Genomic DNA, 16051 nt, shown 5'->3' with positions numbered 1-16051 from the left:
TCATGACCCAGTTGACATTAGGCAGGTAAATACCTGCATAATGGAGCGTGAGCCTCGAAGCGACAGCGATGGACTCGATTTTCAAAGCGCTGGCCGACCCGACCCGGCGACTCCTGCTCGACCGGCTACGGGAGAAGAACGGCCAGTCGCTGCGCGAGCTGTGTGACCGCCTGGACATGGCACGCCAGTCGGCGACACAGCATCTCGGGATCCTTGAGCAGGCCAACCTCGTGACCGTCGTCCGGCGCGGACGGGAGCGGCTGCACTATCTCAACCCGGCGCCGATCCACGAGATCGAGGAGCGCTGGATCTCGGGCTTCGACAAGCCCCGGCTGCAAGCGATCAGTGCCATCAAGAACAAGGCAGAGGAGTACGCCATGACCAACGAACCCACGCCCGTACCGACCTACGTCTACGTCACCTACATCCGCGCGAGCGCGGAGCAGGTGTGGCAGGCCCTGACGGACGCGGATCTGACGGCGCGCTACTGGGGGCACGCCAACATTTCGGACTGGCAGCCGGGCTCGGCCTGGGAGCACCAGCGCGTCGACGGATCAGGCGTCGTCGATGTCGTCGGTCAGGTGCTCAAGGCCGAGCCCCCGACGCGCCTGGTCATCACCTTCGACGACGCCCCTGACCCCGAAGCGCCAAGAGAGCCGTCGGTCGTCACCTTTCTCGTCGAACCGCACCAAGACATCGTCCGCCTCACCGTGACCCACGAGAATCTCGCCAACCTGGCCATGCTCAACGGCATTTCGAACGGATGGCCGGCCGTGCTGGCGAACCTCAAGTCGCTGCTCGAGACCGGAGACGTCCTCCCGCAGGCCCCATGGGAGATGCATAACGCGCACGCCTAAGACGGCCACACAACTGAGAAGGAAGACGACATGCTGGACACCACCCCGCTCCGGGATGCCTATCGCGCGCTGCTGGACGCCGCCGCCACTGTGGCCGACTCCGGCGACCCGAGCCCCGCCCCGCCGACCGGCGAATGGAGCGCTGAGCAGATTCTGGGCCACGTCGTCATCGTCAACGCCGCCACCATCACCGCCGTCTCCTCGATCGCCTCGGGAGCGAACACGACGTACGACAACCGCATGGCGCTCGACACCTGGACCATCGAACGGGTCATCGCGCGCTCCGGCGGCAACACGGGGCTCCGGGACCGCATCCGCCACCAAGGAGACGCCCTCTGTGCACTCGGCGGACCGATGCTGAGCGAGGCCGAGCTCGACACACTGGTGCCGACCCTGCTTCTGTCCAACGGCACAGTCCTGGTCGATCAGCCCATGCCGCTGAGGGATCTCATTACGGGCCTGGCAGAAGTGGAACTGCCCGGCCACGCGAAACAACTCCTGGCGCTACTGCCGGAGCCACTTAGAACAGGCACTTAGTGCGCGCGGGCGTACCAGCGTCCTTCGGCGCTGCGGTCCAGCGACAGCGGCACCCCGAACGTCTGTGACAGGTGGTCGGCCGTCATCACGTGCTCCAGCGGCCCCTGGGCCACGACCGAGCCGTGCTTGAGCAGCAGCCCGTGAGTGAACCCGCTGGGCACCTCCTCCACGTGATGCGTGACGAGCACCAGCGTGGGCGAGCGGAGGTCGCCCGCGAGCACCGACAGGCGGCGCACCAGGTCCTCCCGGCCGCCCAGGTCGAGCCCGGCCGCCGGTTCGTCCAGCAGCAGCATCTCGGGGTCGGGCATGAGCGCGCGGGCGATCTGCACACGTTTGCGCTCACCCTCGGACAGCGTGCCGAACCTGCGCCTGATCAGATGCGCGGCACCCATCATGTCGATCAGCTCGACGGCTCTGGTGACATCGTTGGAGTCGTACTCCTCGGTCCAGCGGCCCATGATCGCGTAGGACGCCGTCAGAACCAGGTCGATGACCTTCTCCTCCGGCGGGATCCGCTCGGCCAGCGCGGCGCTCGCCAGACCGATGCGCGGCCGCAGATCGAAGACGTCGGCCTGGCCCAGCCGCTCGCCGAGCACCTCCACGATGCCCTCGCTCGGATAGAGCAGCGTCGCGGCGACCTGCAACAACGTCGTCTTGCCCGCTCCGTTCGGCCCGATGACGACCCACCGCTCGTCCTCATTGACCGTCCAGTCGATGCCGCGCAACAGGGCCGCCCCGTCGCGCCTGACGGCGACGTCCTGGAGCCGCAGCACCTGACCACCCATCCCCGGATCCCTCCTTTAGGAGTAACGCTCGGGACAAACCTATTGCAGGGCGAGCGCATATCGTGGACCGGTGCTCCCTGAATCACCTGTCTCCCCTCCGCTGGTCGCCTGGGGCAACGCCTGGCTCGCCGGTCACGTCGGCCTTGACGAGGCCGTCGACCGGGTCGAAACCGCCTCGGGTCCGGCCGTCGTGGGGCCCCCCGACGTGCCGGATTCCGCTGCCGACGCCTCGGCCACCCCAGCCGACGTCCTGGGCACCCCGGCCGACGTCCCGAGTTCCGCTGCCGACGTCCCGGGTTCCGCTGCGGTGGGCGACGTGCCGTTGCGGGCTTACCTCGCCGGGCTACGGTCCGACGGACTGACCGAGTTCCGGCTGGCGCTGCCCGCGCCCGGCGACCCGCTCGGGCTCTCCGGCCCGCCCGCCTTCAACGCGGCCGCGGTGGACGCCGGCCAGGCCGTCATCGCAGTGCTCTCCGACCGGTGCCTCGGGCTGGTGCCCTCGCTCGACCTGCGCGGGTCGTCCTATGTCGGAGTACGACTGGCCGTACACCCGTCGGGCCCCGTACGCGTGGACCTGCCGTCCGTGGCCGAGGCGGAGCGGGAGCTGGCGATCGCGATGCGGTCGGCGACCGAGACGCTGGCCGCGGCCGGCGGACCGGCACAGGAGTGGCCCGAGCGGCTGGGGCGGCTCGGCGGCGAGCTGGCACCTGGCTACCCGGCACGGGCGCACCGCGTCTCCGCCCTGGCCACGCGCCTGACCGCGGTGCTGCGACTGGCCGACGAGCGGGGCCTGACCGCCGGGGAGATCGCCGCCCGCGGCGCCGCCTTGCGAGACCTCGACCGAGCCGTACGACGGGCCCTGGTGGCGGCACACCACGCCATCTTCGAGCCGGTCAAGCAGTAGGAGCCCCGCCCGAGACCTCCGGCGGCAGGCTGCCCGGACGCCTACGCACGGGCGTCGGTGTTTGGCCCAGCTCCTAGATCTTGCCTGCCTTCACCTGCGCGATGAAGTCGGCCCACACCTCGGGTGCGAACACTAGAGCTGGGCCGCTGGGGTCCTTACTGTCGCGGACGGCAACGATGCCGGGGAGGTTGGTGGCCACCTCGACGCAGTCACCACCATTGCCGCCACTGTGGCTGCTCTTGAACCAATGGGCGTCCGTCAGGTTCATGATCCCGTCGCCTTCTCAATCAGGGCCACCGACGCGGCCTGTGGCAGAGCGCACGCCCGAAGCGCGTCAACAGTGTCTCGATTTCAGTGGGACCGTTGACTATCTGACCCTCGACTGCGGTTTCCAAATAGACTATGTCGGGCGATCCTCTGAAGCTCGCGATCACGAATGCCCCGGTTAGACCGGCATGCGCGCGCACTTCAAGCGGGATGACTTGAATGGTGATTCGGGGCCGCTGAACCAATTCGAGAAGCTGCTCCAGCTGCTTGCGCATGACTTGCGGGCCGCCGATGGGACGGATCAACACGGCTTCGTCCAGGGTTGCCAAGAACATGGGCGGGTCCGGCTTGGTGAGAACCAGACGGGGTAGATGTCCCTGCCGATCAAAGGCCATAGACGGACGAGAGCGCCATCCGTCTCCAATGCGTCATCACACTTCTCTGCGAACTCCCTTGTCGGCGCGCGCTTGGCCGTCTCGATGAGACCGACAAGAGATGTGGAATAGGAGATCCTTCTCACGAGCTCCTTCTGACTCCATTGCGCCGCCTCCCGGTATTTACGGAGTTCGGAACCCCAGTAAGCAAGAACGCTCGCGTTCGCGTCCAGCTCGCTCGGAGAGGGCCTCACTACTCCTGTCCTACAGGGACTACACGAATCGTTGTGTGTCCTACCAAAGACGCAACCGCGAGTTCACCGTTGGAGGCATTCAACTACCGAACGTAGTCAATTCGCTACACATTTGGAAGGCAATCCGACTGCAAACATCAACCGCGCCGAGAGGAGACGGACAACGATGATCGCTCCCGCTCTGCTGACCCGGACGCCTGCCGTCCACGCCGCCGACCAGCTCAGTAACGCACTGAAACAGCACGGGATCTTCGCTAACGTTCATGATGGCTACGGCGTCGCCCTGGTGTCCGTCTGGTTTGACCCTCTGGTCTGGACGGACGGCTTCGTCTACCGCTGGTGGACGGGGCAGATCTCGGGGCGGACAGGACGACGGCTCTACACGGTCTACAACGTGGAAAACCCGATTACCGTCGCCCGTTGTGTCGCGCGTCGGTACGTGGAACTACATCAAAGCCGCTCGTTGTCGGAGCCGGTCCATGGGGGCGCGTCGTGATGTCGCTGGAAGAGTGCCTGAGCCCGCATGTGGCCATGGCTCAGCGCGATCACACTCGGTTGGAGTGGCGGAATCCATGCCGGACGTCTGATCGCATAAGGCCGGTGAACTGGACCTGCGCCTGCCGCGCCACCGTCTACGAACTGTGCGAGGGCGGCGGGCAGGCGTTCATCCGGCGAACCGTTCGGTTTGACCGCAAGCAGGAGATCCACGAGACCAGCCGATGGTCTCTCGCCGAAGCTCGGGTGATCTGGGCGGCGTTGCTGTCCGGTAGCGCCTGGTAGACGGCGTGGCGGCGTGGTGGAGGGACGGCGTCGCCACGCCTATCAGGGCGTCGAGAAGCACGAGTTGTCAGGCCGTAACACGCGGCGGATCAGGCAGGAACGGCTGTGGGCGGCTCGACGCGAGACCTCCGGCGATAGACCGCCAAGGCGCCCACGCACAGGACGGCCAGCAGGAGCGTGGTCGGCAGGCCGGTGAAGGGCCCGGCCAGGGCCGCCTCCCCTGCCAGTGGGCTCGCCTTCGGCTGGCTCAGCAGGAGCACGGCCATGTCCGGCGGGCGCTGGCCCGGCCCGGCCACCACGAAGACCTGGCTGGCCAGCCAGAGCGACGTTGCGTGGAAGGCCATGGCCGCCCAGAGACCGCGCCCGGTCAGCGTGAGCAGCGCCGCCAGCACCGACCAGAGCACCAGGTTGGTCGCGAGCACCCAGTGGAAGGTGTGCAGCGGCGCGATCAGCATCAGGGGGCCGAAGAAATGGAAGAGCGCGAACGCCGCGGACGACAGGGCGATGCCTGCGGGCACGCCCCACCGCGCCCCGGCGCTCTGCAGGATCCAGCCCCGGTAGAGGATCTCCTCGATGGCGATCATCATGATCCTGGACAGGTAGGACACGGGCAGCAGGTAGATCAGGGCGGAGTCCCACAGCGAGCCGACGACGCGCAGGTTGCCCGTGGCGTACTGCAACACAAGCCAGCCCGCGATGAAGGCCGCGCCCAGGCCGAAGCCGATCAGGTGCTGCCGCCAGGCGTCCCTGCCCCAGGTGAGGCCGAGCGAGGCGAACGGCCGCTTCTCGTAGAAGCGCGTCCAGAGCCACAACAGCACGAAGATCGGTGCGTGCTGGATCACGGTCGTCAGCAGCAGCAGGATCGCGAGGAGCGGGCCCGACTGCCTGCCGGGGAAGAGCATGCCGAGAGGCAGCAAGAGCGCCATTCCGATGACGACCCCCGCGGCGTAGATCAATTGCGCCAGCAGGACCGCCACCAGCGGATGGGTGCTGCGTGTCGCGGCATTGACGAAATCGTGGTTCATATGCCTGAACGTAGAGATCGGCGTAGCCGGGCGAATCCTGCGCGAGACCGATCCCGGCCTGTCCTTCCATATGTCGCAGGTCATGTTCGGCCGCTCAGCCCGAGGGCTCCGCCGTCCCCGCTGTTAGCGTGGAAGCGTGGCTGATCGTTGGACACATGGCACCGATGAGCGCGCCCCCTACATTCTCAGCGCCCTTTTCTACTGTTCGGATCTGATGCTGCTCTGGGCCCTGCTCATGGCGGCGGGCGCGGGCCGTGTGCCGTGGGCGTACTGCGTACCGCCCGTGGTGATGCTGGCCGGCTGGCGGCTCCTGCGATGGAATCGCGCGGCGAGGCCTGGCCGCAAGGCGCTGAGCCTGCTTTTCGTACTGGCCTCACTGGGCGGGATGGCCGTCGGAGGCGCGATCACCACCATCCCGTTGGTGGTGGTGACCATCGTGCACGTCGTCTGCGTGTTCGGGCTCGGCGGCGGCACCGGCTTCAGTGTGGCCGCGACGCTCCTTTCCCTGATCGGCAATCTGATGGCGGGGCGCGGTTCCTCGGCGCTGGGCGAGGCGACCGTGATGGCCGTGTTCACCGTGTGGGCGCTGATCACCGCCCGCGTCCTGCTGGGCGCCAGGCAGCGCGCCGGCGACAACGAGCGGCTGCTGGCCGAGCTGACCGGCGCCCACGCGGAGCTGCGCCGCTACGCCGCCAGGGTGCGCGAGCTCACGGTGGCCGAGGAGCGGGCCCGGATGTCGCGCGAGATGCACGACTCCGTCGGCCACTACCTCACGGTGATCAACCTTGGTCTGGAGAACGCCCAGCGCTACCGCGAGGCCCGCCCCGGCGAGGCGTGGGCCGAGGTGCGCCAGGCCCAGCAGCTCACGGTCGAGGCCCTGGCCGACACCAGGCGCTGGGTACGGGCGCTCAAGCCGCTGGCGCTGGAGGGCAAGGCGGGCGCCGCGGCCCTGGCCGAGCTGGCCAGGTCGTTCGAGGGCACCGGGCTGGACGTCGTGTTCCGTGCGGAGGGTACGGAACCGGCCTTGGCGGAACAGGCCGAGCTGGTGATGTACCGGGCGCTGCAGGAGGGGCTGACGAACGCGGTACGCCATTCGGGAGCGCGGCACGTGGAGGTCGTGCTCGGCACCGCGGACGACCGCGTCGAACTGGCCGTCACCGACGACGGGCACGGCGCGACGGACGAGGAGCTCGGCGCCGGGCACGGCCTGACCGGGCTGCGCCAGCGGGTCGGCGCCCTCGGCGGCTCGCTCCACGCCGGAAGCCTCACGGGCGGCGGGTTCGCGTTACGGGTCAGCCTGCCCGCCGGAGTGGGGGTGGGTGTGTGACCGTACAGGTGCTGATCGTCGGAGTGGGGGTGGGTGTGTGACCGTACGGGTGCTGATCGTGGACGATCAGGTGCTGATGCGCCAGGGCCTGCGCAAGCTCCTGGAGCTGGAGGAAGGCATCGAGGTCGTCGGCGAGGCCGCGGACGGGCTGGCCGCGCTCGACCTGATCCCCTCGGCCCGGCCCGATGTGGCGCTGGTCGACGCCCGGATGCCGAGAATGGACGGGATCGAGCTGATCGGCCGGCTCGACATCCCCGCGATCATCCTGACCACGTTCGACGACGACGACTACATCTTCGGTGGCCTGCGCGCCGGCGCCCGCGGCTACCTGCTCAAGGACACCCCGCCCGACGAGCTGGTGGCGGCCATCCGCAAGGCGGCCAGGGGCGAGACCGTGCTGGGCGGGGTCGCCGCCGAGCGGGTGGTCGCCGAGCTGCGCAGCGCCCCCGCCCCGCCGCACCTCGCCGACCAGCTCTCCGAACGCGAACACGAGGTGGCCGTCCTGGTCGGCGATGGCGCGACCAACCGGGAGATCGCCAGGCGGCTGTTCATCACCGAGGGCACGGTGAAGAACCACATCTCCAGCATCCTGCGCAAGCTGCGGCTACGCGACCGCACCCAGCTGGCCATTCACATCGCCAGGTCAAGCTAAGCCGTGGCGTACGGCGTACAGGGCGGCCTGGGTGCGGTCCTGGACGCCGAGCTTCATCAGCACGTTGGACACGTGGGTCTTGACCGTCTTCTCGGCGACGGACAGGCTCCTGGCGATCTCCCGGTTGGACTGGCCGGCCGCGATCAGCGCCAGCACCTCGCGCTCCCGTTCCGTCAGCGACACCGGACCCATCGATGTCGCCGGCGAGCCGTTCGCGCCGGTCAGCATCGCCTCCGCCGCCTCGGGGGCGAGCAGCACCTGCCCCCCGTGTACGGCCCGCACCGCCTGCACGAGCGCGTTCGGATCGACGTCCTTGTACAGGAACCCGGCGGCGCCCGCCCGCATCGCCGGAGCCACGTCGGACCGGTCGCTCACCGAGGTCAGCACGATCACCCTGGGCAGCGCCCCCGAGAGCCGGGCCAGCGCGCCGAGCCCATCCAGCACCGGCATCTTCAGATCGAGCAGCAGCACGTCGGGGACGAGCTCGCCGGCCAGCGCGACGGCCTCGGCCCCGTCGGCCGCCTCGCCGACGACCGTGATGTCCTCCTGGAGGTCGAGGAAGGTCCGCAGGCCCTGCCGCACCACTGGATGATCGTCGGCGATCAGCACCCGGATCAAACGCCTACCTCCACTCGGACCGTCGTGCCCTCGTCGCGGGGCGAGGCCACGGTCATGACGCCGCCGACGGACTCCGCCCGGTCCCTCATCGACACCAGGCCCAGGCCGCGCGACTCGGCCTGTTCGAAGCCCTTGCCGTCGTCTCGTATGGTCAGCACCAGCTTGCCGCCCTCGTCGCCCAGGCGTACCTCTACGAGGCTGGCGTCGGAGTGCCTGAGGGCGTTGTGCAGCGCCTCCTGCGCGACCCGTAGCACCGCCACCTCGATCGCCGAGTCGAGCGGCGGCAGCTCGTCGCCCTCGAACGTGACGCGCGCGGGGTGGAGCCGGTCGAGCAGGCGCACGTGCTTGCGCAGCGTCTCCGCCAGGCCGTGCCGGTCGAGTTCGGCCGGGCGCAGCTCGACGATCACCGCCCGGAGCTCGGCCAGGGCCTCTCCCGCCAGACGCTGCACGCGTTCGAGCTCGGCGGCGGCCTCGTCCGGGGCGCTGCGCAGCAGGACGGCGGCGGACTGCGCGGTCAGCCGGAGCGAGAACAGCTTCTGGGTGACGGCGTCGTGCAGCTCGCGGGCCATCCGGTTGCGCTCTTCGAGCATGGCCAGCTCGCGGCCCCGCTCGTACAGCCGCGCGTTGGTCAGCGCGATCGCGGCGTGCGCGGCGAACAGCGTGAGCAGGTCCTGGTCCGCCGGGGTGAAGCCGTCGGGGGCGCGCTTGTTGGCCAGGAAGATGATGCCGAGTACCTCCTCACCGTCGCGGATCGGGACGCCGAGGAAGTCCTTCATCACCGGATGCGCCTTGGGCCACCACTCGAACCTGGGGTCCTCGCGCAGGTCGGGCAGCCGCACCGGAGCCCCGTCGCGGAGCATCGCGCCGAGCATGCCATGCTGCCTGGGCAGCGGGCCGATCGCGTCCCACTGCTTGTCGGTGAGACCCTCGGCGACGAACTCGGCGAACGAGCCGTCCTCGTCGGGCACGCCGAGCGCGGCATAGCGGGCGTCGAGCAGCCGCTGGGCCGAGCGGACGATGACCTGCAGCACCTCGCGCACCGAGAGGTGCCGGGTGACCGCGAGCACGGCGGTGCTCACCGCCTGCATGATCTCGTCTCTGTCGGAGGCTCTGTCGGAGGCCACGGGATCCACTCTATGGGCCTGGGCCTCCACGCCCACGCCCCATTGGTCCTAGGTCCATCTGCCCAGGACGAGGCGAGCCCTCAGCCCGATGTCCGGCCGCCGCCGCGCTCCTAACGTCGAGACATGACGAACACCGCACTGATCACCGGCGCCTCCCGCGGCCTGGGTCTGGCTCTGGCGACGACACTCGCCGCCGCCGGGTGGGAGCTCCTGCTCACCGCCCGTGGCGCGGCGGACCTGGAGCGGGTCGCGGCCGAGCTGGGCGCCACCGCCATCCCCGGCGACGTGACCGACCCGGCGCACGTCGAGCGGCTCGCGCGGGCCGTACCTGAGCTGGATCTGCTGGTCAACAACGCGAGCGGGCTGGGCGTGACTCCGCTGCCGCCGCTGGCGGTGTACCCGCGGGAGGAGTTCGGGGCGCTGCTGGAGACCAACGTGATCGCTCCCCTGGCCCTCATCCAGGCGACGCTGCCCGCGCTGCGCGCCACGCGCGGCGCCATCGTGAACATCACCTCCGACGCCGCCACCGGCGCCTACGAGGGCTGGGGTGCTTACGGCGCCACCAAGGCCGCCCTGGAGCAGCTCTCCAACGTGCTGGCGGCCGAAGAGCCCGATCTGGCCGTCTGGTGGGCCGATCCCGGCGAGATGAACACCCGCATGCTGGCCGACGCCGTCGGCGCCGAGGAGGCGGCCGGCGCCACGGATCCCGCCAAGGTGGCCGCGGCGCTGTACGACCTGGTCAGGTCACGCCCGGCGAGCGGCCGGGTGAGCCTGCAATGACCGCCGCGCTCGACTTCGCGCTGCCGGACACGCTGTCGGCGCACGAACCACCCGAGGCGCGCGGGCTGACCCGCGACTCGGTGCGCCTGCTGGTCTCGCGCGGCTCGCTCCCGCCGGAGCACCACCGGTTCACCGACCTGCCGGGATTGCTCGACCCCGGCGACCTGATCGTGGTCAACAATTCGGCGACCTTGCCCGCCGCCATCAGGCTCGACCGGCTCGCCGTGCACTTCTCCACCGCGCGCGAGGACGGCACCTGGCTGGTCGAACTGCGCCGCCGTAACTCCAAGGCCTCCGAGCCGTACGGCGGCGGCGAGCCGGGCGAGTGGCTGCCGCTGCCGGGACGGGCGACGCTGCGGCTCATCGAACGCGAGACACCGCGCCTGTGGCGGGCCGTGCTCGACCGTGACGTTGAGGCGTACCTGCGCGATCACGGGGTGCCGATCCGCTACTCCTACGTGTCCCGAGACTGGCCGATCGACTCCTACCAGACCGTCTTCGCCACCGTGCCGGGCAGCGCCGAGATGCCGAGCGCGGCCCGGCCGTTCACCGCCGAGCTGGTCACGGCTCTGGTGGCGCGCGGCGTCGGGATCGCGCCGATCACCCTGCACACCGGCGTCGCCTCGCCGGAGAAGGACGAGCCGCCCTACGCCGAGCGCTACGAGGTGCCCGCGGCCACGGCGCGCTTGGTCAACCTGACCGCGGCGAACGGCGGGCGGGTGGTGGCGGCCGGGACCACCGTGGTGCGCGCACTGGAGACGGCCGTCGGCGGCGACGGGCAGGTGGCCGCCTCGGCGGGCTGGACCCGGCACATCGTGACGCCCGTCATCGGGGTGAAAGCCGTGAACGGGCTGATCACCGGGCTGCACGAGCCCAGGTCGAGCCACCTGATGATGCTCAGCGCGATCGCCGAACGGGAGCCGCTCACCCTCGCCTATGAGGCGGCGCTGCGGGAGGGATACCTGTGGCACGAGTTCGGTGACACCCACCTGCTGCTGAGCCGATAGTGGCCCCTCGTGCTCATGCGGCGGAACGTGCGCAGTAGCCTGGCTCAATGTGGACCAGCGCACCCTCCTGATTACCTTGACCGGCCCAGACCGGCCGGGCGTCACTTCTCGGCTTTTCTCGGTTCTCTCGGGCTTCCCGGTGACCGTGGCCGACATCGAGCAGGTCGTCATCCGCGGCCGGCTCACCCTGGGCGTGCTCGTCGCGTACGCGGGCGGTCCGTCGACCGGCACGGGCAGCACCCTCGGCGCCATGTGGACCGCCGTCGAGCGGGTGGCTGAGGACCTCGGCCTGGAGCTGGAGCTCTCCACCGGCTCGCAGACCAAGGAGCAGCGCCGGCGTGGCCGCCTGTCGGTCAGCGTGCTGGGCGCGACGCTCCAGCCCGCCGCGATCGCCGGGATCGCCGGGCGCATCGCCGCCGCCGGCGCGAACATCGACCGCATCGAACGCCTCGCCCAGTGGCCGGTCACCTGCATCGAGCTGTCGGTCTCCGGCGCCGACCCGAGCGCGCTCCGCGTCGAGCTGGCCGCCGAGGCCGCCGCCCTGCACGTCGACGTGGCCGTGCAGCGCACCGGCCTGTCCCGGCGGGCCAAGCGGCTGGTCGTCATGGACGTCGACTCCACGCTCATCCAGGGCGAGGTCATCGAGCTGCTGGCCGGGCACGCGGGTTGTCTCGAAGAGGTCGCCCGGGTCACCGAGGAGGCCATGCGCGGCGAGCTCGACTTCGCCGAGTCGCTGCGCCGCCGGGTCGCGCTGCTGGAGGGGTTGCCGGCGGAGGTGTTCGAGCAGGTACGCCAGCAGGTGGTGCTCACCCCCGGCGCCCGTACGCTGGTCCGCACGCTCAAGCGGCTCGACTACCGCTTCGCCATCGTCAGCGGCGGCTTCACCCAGATCACCGACTCCCTGGTCGACGACCTCGGCATCGACTACTCGGCGGCGAACGTCCTGGAGGTCGTCGACGGCAAGCTCACCGGCCGGGTCGTCGGCGAGATCGTCGACCGGCCGGGCAAGGCCCGCGCGCTGGAGCGCTTCGCCCGCGAGGCGGGGCTGCCGATCAGTCAGACGGTGGCCATCGGCGACGGGGCCAACGACCTCGACATGATCGCGGCGGCCGGGCTCGGCATCGCGTTCAACGCCAAGCCGGTCGTCCGGGAGGCGGCGGACACGGCGGTCAACACGCCTTACCTCGACTCGATCCTCTACCTGCTCGGGATCTCCAGGGACGAGGTGGAGGCGGCGGACGCCGAGGACGGCGTACTCAGCCGGTGACCTCGCCCTTGGGGTCCCAGCGCGTGACCAGCTCGGCCTGGCCCGGCCACAGGTCCACCCAGTCGGATTCGGTACGGATGACCGCGAACGAGCCCGGCCGGAACCCGTAGTCGCCCCCGGCCAGCGAGATCGCCAGCTCGTGCACGCCCGGGTTGTGACCGCACAGCACCACCGTCCCGAGCTCCGGATCGGTCAGCTTGACCAGCGCGAGCAGCTCCTCGGGGTAGGCCTGGTAGACGTCACGCTCGTAGCTGACCGCCACCTCGGGGAAGGCCAGCTCGGCGGTGCGCCGCGTACGCAGGGACGGGGAGCACAGCACCAGGTCGGGAGCCAGCCCGAGGGCCCGCACCTCGTCCCCGGCCCGCTTCGCGTCGCGCTCGCCCCTGTGCGTCAGCGGGCGCTCGCTGTCCTCCAGCCCGGGAATCTGCGCGGCCTTGGCGTGGCGGAGCACGATCAACGTACGCACGTGCTTCATCATCCTCTCGTCGCCCACACGCCCAGCGCGACGATCACGGCGAGGATGGCCAGCATCGCCAGCAGGATGTAGGCCAGCGTCTTGCCGCCGCTGGGCGGCTTGTCGTTCATCCGCCCAGTTTCCCACCGGGGTGCCGCGGGTGCCGCACCTGACCCTCCGTTTCTTGCACGTGAAACGCCCGCTCCCCCAGACCTCGGAGGAGCGGGCGTCCGGACGGGGTCGCTACGAAGCCACCGGCTCGTGCTCCCTGTTGTTGTCGTTGCTGGTCGATTCGCTGGAGACCGAACGGCGCTTGGAGACGAGGATCGCGCCGACCACCACGCCCACCGCCACGACCGTGATCCCGATGCGCAGCGCCGGGTTGCCCGCGTACAGGACCACCGCCGGCGCCACCAGGAGCGCCACCAGGTTCATCACCTTGATCAGCGGGTTGATGGCCGGACCTGCCGTGTCCTTGAACGGGTCGCCGACCGTGTCACCGATGATCGTGGCTTCGTGGGCCGCCGACCCCTTGCCACCGTGGTGTCCGTCCTCGACCAGTTTCTTGGCGTTGTCCCAGGCACCGCCCGAGTTGGACAGGAAGACCGCCATGAGCGTGCCGCACGCGATGGCCCCGGCCAGGAACGCGCCCAGCGGCGCGTAACCGAAGGCGAAGCCGACCGCGATGGGCGTCATGACCGCCAGCAGGCCGGGCGTGGCCAGCTCGCGCAGCGAGTCACGGGTGCAGATGTCGACGACGCGGCCGTACTCGGGCTTCTCCGTGCCGTCCATGATGCCCGGGTGGTTGCGGAACTGGTCGCGTACCTCGAAGACCACGCGCATCGCGGCCCGTCCGACCGCGCTGATCGCCAGGCCGGAGAAGAGGAACACGACCGCCGCGCCGATGACCAGACCGACGAGCACGTTGGGCTGGTCGATACTCAGGCTGAACGTGGAGAACGCGCCGAGCGCCTCCTTGACCGACTGAGTCGCATCGGTGAGCTGCGTCTCCACGGCCGTGCGGAAGGCGCCGAACAGCGCGGTCGCCGCGAGCACCGCCGTGGCGATCGCGATGCCCTTGGTGATGGCCTTCGTCGTGTTGCCGACGGCGTCGAGGCTGGTGAGCACGCGTGCGCCCTCACCCTCGACGTCGCCGGACATCTCGGCGATGCCCTGCGCGTTGTCGGAGACCGGGCCGAAGGTGTCCATCGAGACGATGACCCCGACCGTGGTCAGCAGGCCGGTGCCGGCCAGCGCCACCGCGAACAGCGCGATCGTCACGTTCCCGAAGCCCAGCAGGAACGCGCCGTAGACCGCGCCCGCGATGATCAGCGCCGAGTAGACGGCCGATTCGAGGCCGACGCTGATGCCCGCCAGGATGACGGTCGCGGGGCCGGTGGCCGAGCTCTCGCCGATCTCGCGGACGGGACGCCTGGTCGTCTCGGTGAAGTAGCCGGTCAGCAGCTGGATGGCGCTGGCCAGGACCAGGCCGATGATCACCGCGCCGATGGCGATGAGCCTCGGGTTGGCGGTGGACTGCACTGCTGAGCCGGTCAGCTCGGCGAAGGTGTCGGGCAGGTACCAGAACGCCGCCGCCGCGACCAGCACCGCGGAGATCGCGGCCGAGATGAAGAAGCTGCGGTTGATGGCGGCCATACCGCTGCGGTCGCCGTCGCGCATCCGGGTGACGAAGATGCCGATGATCGCGGTGAGCACACCGATCATGGGCACGATCAGCGGGAAGATCAGTCCCTGCTCGCCGAAGGCCACCTTGCCCAGGATGAGGCTGGCGACCAGCATGACCGCGTACGACTCGAACAGGTCGGCGGCCATACCCGCGCAGTCGCCGACGTTGTCGCCCACGTTGTCGGCGATCGTCGCCGCGTTACGCGGATCGTCCTCCGGGATGCCCTGTTCGACCTTGCCGACCAGGTCGGCGCCCACGTCGGCGGCCTTGGTGAAGATGCCGCCGCCGACTCGCATGAACATCGCCAGCAGTGCCGCCCCGAAGCCGAAGCCTTCGAGGACACCCGGCGCGTCACCTTGATAGACGAAGACGACAATGGCCGCGCCGAACAGGCCGAGGCCCACGGTGAACATGCCGGCCACGCCGCCTGTACGGAAGGCGATGCGCATGGCGCGCTTCTCGCCCGAATCACGGGCGGCCGCCGCGACGCGTACGTTTCCGCGTACGGCCAGCCACATGCCCATGAAGCCGGTCAGCGCGGAGAATACCGCCCCGACCACGAAGAAGATCGAGCGGCCGATGCGCACATCGGTCTCACCCGGTAGTAGGAGCAGCAGGAAGGGGATCACGACGACGAAGACCGCCAACGTGCGGAACTGCCGCGCGAGATACGCGGCGGCCCCTTCCTGTACGGCACGGGCGATGTCCTGCATGCGCTCCGTGCCCGCGTCGGCGGACAGCACTTCGCGCACCAGGCCGCCGGCGACGGCTAGGGCGATCAGTGCGACCGCGGCGACCACGATCACGATAGTGAGATTGTTACCGCTCAGGGCCAGATTGGACGCTGGCTCTGCGGCCAGCAGTTGCCTAAACATCGTTCTCCTCGGCAAGACCGGTCGTCCTGCCCGGGCGGTGCTGCAAAGATCGGCGGGCTGGTGCGGCACCATCCGGGTTGTGGGTGCCGCTTCCGGATGAGTCCGCAGTTTCGCCGGATCACCTTGGCCGGTGCCGGGAGTCTACGCACGGGCTGCGCGGATATGAAGGCTCTGCCGGTCGCTATTTGGCCACGCGTCCAGTAATCCCCTGCCAGCACGGCGATTTGCCATCTGACAACCGATATTTCCGCCGGTTTACGGCCATGACAAGGTGCCCGAAACGACACGCCCGAAACCTGGGATTCGGTCGCGCCGGAGCTCTGGACTGGCTGTAGCTCTGGACGGGCTGGAGCTCTGGACATGCCGAAGCCGAGCCGTGGGCACCACGACTCGGCCTTGTAGGGAGGCCCTATGGCTGTCGGCTGGCGGAAGCCATGGGTGCCGGGCCTCGTATCGGCGCCCGGCCCCGTATCACCA

19 protein-coding genes are annotated in these 16051 nt (G+C 69.6%); 10 read left to right on the top strand and 9 right to left on the bottom strand.

The features are described from left to right. Positions 1 to 47 precede the first annotated feature (47 nt). The gene (locus tag ACGFNP_RS12500) at positions 48 to 857 is read left to right on the top strand and encodes an ArsR/SmtB family transcription factor (protein ID WP_393317766.1); all 810 of its coding nucleotides are present in this window, start codon (positions 48 to 50) and stop codon (positions 855 to 857) included. A gap of 30 nt (positions 858 to 887) precedes the next feature. After that, entirely contained in the window at positions 888 to 1394 is a 507-nt protein-coding gene (locus ACGFNP_RS12495) for a hypothetical protein (RefSeq protein ID WP_393317763.1), read from the top strand. Here ACGFNP_RS12495 and ACGFNP_RS12490 read toward each other — a convergent pair. After that, positions 1391 to 2179, bottom strand: a complete 789-nt coding sequence (locus ACGFNP_RS12490; protein WP_358339425.1) for an ABC transporter ATP-binding protein — start codon at positions 2177 to 2179, stop codon at positions 1391 to 1393. The genes ACGFNP_RS12495 and ACGFNP_RS12490 overlap by 4 nt on opposite strands. Before the next feature lie 70 nt (positions 2180 to 2249). Between ACGFNP_RS12490 and ACGFNP_RS12485 the strand changes: the two genes are divergently transcribed. Continuing rightward, positions 2250 to 3083, top strand: a complete 834-nt coding sequence (locus ACGFNP_RS12485) for a hypothetical protein (RefSeq protein ID WP_358339423.1) — start codon at positions 2250 to 2252, stop codon at positions 3081 to 3083. 73 nt (positions 3084 to 3156) lie between these two features. On the opposite strand, the gene ACGFNP_RS12480 is transcribed toward ACGFNP_RS12485, so the two are convergent. The 3 genes from ACGFNP_RS12480 to ACGFNP_RS12470 are packed head-to-tail and all read right to left on the bottom strand — an operon-like array spanning position 3157 to position 3978. Beyond that, positions 3157 to 3351 carry a DUF397 domain-containing protein gene (locus ACGFNP_RS12480; RefSeq protein WP_358339421.1) on the bottom strand — a complete coding sequence of 65 codons (195 nt, stop codon included), beginning with the start codon at positions 3349 to 3351 and terminating at the stop codon, positions 3157 to 3159. Between the two features lie 19 nt (positions 3352 to 3370). Continuing rightward, positions 3371 to 3745, bottom strand: coding sequence for a DUF5753 domain-containing protein (locus ACGFNP_RS12475; RefSeq protein ID WP_393317758.1), 375 nt, complete (start codon positions 3743 to 3745; stop codon positions 3371 to 3373). After that, a complete protein-coding gene (locus tag ACGFNP_RS12470) occupies positions 3652 to 3978 on the bottom strand; it encodes a multiprotein-bridging factor 1 family protein (protein WP_393317755.1) in 327 nt (108 codons plus the stop codon). The genes ACGFNP_RS12475 and ACGFNP_RS12470 overlap by 94 nt, the downstream gene beginning before the upstream one ends. 166 nt (positions 3979 to 4144) lie before the next feature. Here ACGFNP_RS12470 and ACGFNP_RS12465 point away from each other — a divergent pair, with 166 nt between their 5' ends. After that, positions 4145 to 4474: a hypothetical protein gene (locus ACGFNP_RS12465; RefSeq protein WP_393317752.1), complete on the top strand. Its 330-nt coding sequence runs from the start codon at positions 4145 to 4147 to the stop codon at positions 4472 to 4474. Between the two features lie 104 nt (positions 4475 to 4578). Continuing rightward, positions 4579 to 4758: a hypothetical protein gene (locus ACGFNP_RS12460; RefSeq protein ID WP_393317749.1), complete on the top strand. Its 180-nt coding sequence runs from the start codon at positions 4579 to 4581 to the stop codon at positions 4756 to 4758. Between the two features lie 89 nt (positions 4759 to 4847). Here the strand turns inward: ACGFNP_RS12460 and ACGFNP_RS12455 are convergent, their stop codons facing one another. Further along, a complete protein-coding gene (locus tag ACGFNP_RS12455; protein ID WP_393317746.1) occupies positions 4848 to 5783 on the bottom strand; it encodes a CPBP family intramembrane glutamic endopeptidase in 936 nt (311 codons plus the stop codon). Positions 5784 to 5919: 136 nt separating this feature from the next. Between ACGFNP_RS12455 and ACGFNP_RS12450 the strand changes: the two genes are divergently transcribed. Beyond that, positions 5920 to 7110 (top strand): sensor histidine kinase, encoded by a 1191-nt coding sequence (locus tag ACGFNP_RS12450; RefSeq protein WP_358339394.1) that lies wholly within the window; start codon positions 5920 to 5922, stop codon positions 7108 to 7110. Between the two features lie 37 nt (positions 7111 to 7147). Continuing rightward, on the top strand, positions 7148 to 7762 hold the full coding sequence (locus ACGFNP_RS12445) for a response regulator transcription factor (protein ID WP_358339392.1): 615 nt from the start codon (positions 7148 to 7150) through the stop codon (positions 7760 to 7762). Here ACGFNP_RS12445 and ACGFNP_RS12440 read toward each other — a convergent pair. Both ACGFNP_RS12440 and ACGFNP_RS12435 read right to left on the bottom strand, forming a co-directional pair. After that, positions 7754 to 8380, bottom strand: a complete 627-nt coding sequence (locus ACGFNP_RS12440; protein ID WP_393317742.1) for a response regulator — start codon at positions 8378 to 8380, stop codon at positions 7754 to 7756. The genes ACGFNP_RS12445 and ACGFNP_RS12440 overlap by 9 nt on opposite strands. Beyond that, on the bottom strand, positions 8377 to 9504 hold the full coding sequence (locus tag ACGFNP_RS12435; RefSeq protein WP_393317739.1) for a GAF domain-containing sensor histidine kinase: 1128 nt from the start codon (positions 9502 to 9504) through the stop codon (positions 8377 to 8379). The genes ACGFNP_RS12440 and ACGFNP_RS12435 overlap by 4 nt, the downstream gene beginning before the upstream one ends. A gap of 123 nt (positions 9505 to 9627) precedes the next feature. On the opposite strand from ACGFNP_RS12435, the gene ACGFNP_RS12430 reads away from it, so the two are divergent. Genes ACGFNP_RS12430 through serB form a run of 3 tightly spaced genes read left to right on the top strand, consistent with a single transcriptional unit; the run spans position 9628 to position 12558 of the window. Further along, entirely contained in the window at positions 9628 to 10284 is a 657-nt protein-coding gene (locus ACGFNP_RS12430) for an SDR family NAD(P)-dependent oxidoreductase (protein ID WP_393317736.1), read from the top strand. Beyond that, positions 10281 to 11291: an S-adenosylmethionine:tRNA ribosyltransferase-isomerase gene (locus ACGFNP_RS12425; protein WP_393317733.1), complete on the top strand. Its 1011-nt coding sequence runs from the start codon at positions 10281 to 10283 to the stop codon at positions 11289 to 11291. The genes ACGFNP_RS12430 and ACGFNP_RS12425 overlap by 4 nt, the downstream gene beginning before the upstream one ends. A gap of 49 nt (positions 11292 to 11340) precedes the next feature. Next, complete coding sequence (gene serB, locus ACGFNP_RS12420; RefSeq protein ID WP_358339382.1) at positions 11341 to 12558, top strand: phosphoserine phosphatase SerB; 1218 nt, start codon at positions 11341 to 11343, stop codon at positions 12556 to 12558. On the opposite strand, the gene ACGFNP_RS12415 is transcribed toward serB, so the two are convergent. Both ACGFNP_RS12415 and ACGFNP_RS12410 read right to left on the bottom strand, forming a co-directional pair. Further along, positions 12548 to 13024: a histidine phosphatase family protein gene (locus tag ACGFNP_RS12415; protein ID WP_358339380.1), complete on the bottom strand. Its 477-nt coding sequence runs from the start codon at positions 13022 to 13024 to the stop codon at positions 12548 to 12550. The two genes, serB and ACGFNP_RS12415, sit on opposite strands and share 11 nt — an antisense overlap. Before the next feature lie 231 nt (positions 13025 to 13255). Beyond that, positions 13256 to 15574, bottom strand: coding sequence for a sodium-translocating pyrophosphatase (locus ACGFNP_RS12410; protein ID WP_358339378.1), 2319 nt, complete (start codon positions 15572 to 15574; stop codon positions 13256 to 13258). Between the last annotated feature and the right edge of the window lie 477 nt (positions 15575 to 16051).

The organism is Nonomuraea sp. NPDC049269 (assembly GCF_043197155.1).
In the GTDB taxonomy this organism is placed as follows: Bacteria; Actinomycetota; Actinomycetes; order Streptosporangiales; family Streptosporangiaceae; genus Nonomuraea.
Note: the sequence above shows the minus strand (reverse complement) of the source record. Positions and strands in the feature narration are given on the sequence as shown.

Bases quoted from the DNA above. Each gene is read 5' to 3' on its own strand.
- ACGFNP_RS12475 (WP_393317758.1), bottom strand. From the start codon at position 3,745: ATGGCCTTTGATCGGCAGGGACATCTACCCCGTCTGGTTCTCACCAAG.
- ACGFNP_RS12455 (WP_393317746.1), bottom strand. From the start codon at position 5,783: ATGAACCACGATTTCGTCAATGCCGCGACACGCAGCACCCATCCGCTG.
- ACGFNP_RS12480 (WP_358339421.1), bottom strand. From the start codon at position 3,351: ATGAACCTGACGGACGCCCATTGGTTCAAGAGCAGCCACAGTGGCGGC.
- ACGFNP_RS12430 (WP_393317736.1), top strand. From the start codon at position 9,628: ATGACGAACACCGCACTGATCACCGGCGCCTCCCGCGGCCTGGGTCTG.
- ACGFNP_RS12465 (WP_393317752.1), top strand. From the start codon at position 4,145: ATGATCGCTCCCGCTCTGCTGACCCGGACGCCTGCCGTCCACGCCGCC.
- ACGFNP_RS12495 (WP_393317763.1), top strand. From the start codon at position 888: ATGCTGGACACCACCCCGCTCCGGGATGCCTATCGCGCGCTGCTGGAC.
- ACGFNP_RS12490 (WP_358339425.1), bottom strand. From the start codon at position 2,179: ATGGGTGGTCAGGTGCTGCGGCTCCAGGACGTCGCCGTCAGGCGCGAC.
- ACGFNP_RS12410 (WP_358339378.1), bottom strand. From the start codon at position 15,574: ATGTTTAGGCAACTGCTGGCCGCAGAGCCAGCGTCCAATCTGGCCCTG.
- ACGFNP_RS12425 (WP_393317733.1), top strand. From the start codon at position 10,281: ATGACCGCCGCGCTCGACTTCGCGCTGCCGGACACGCTGTCGGCGCAC.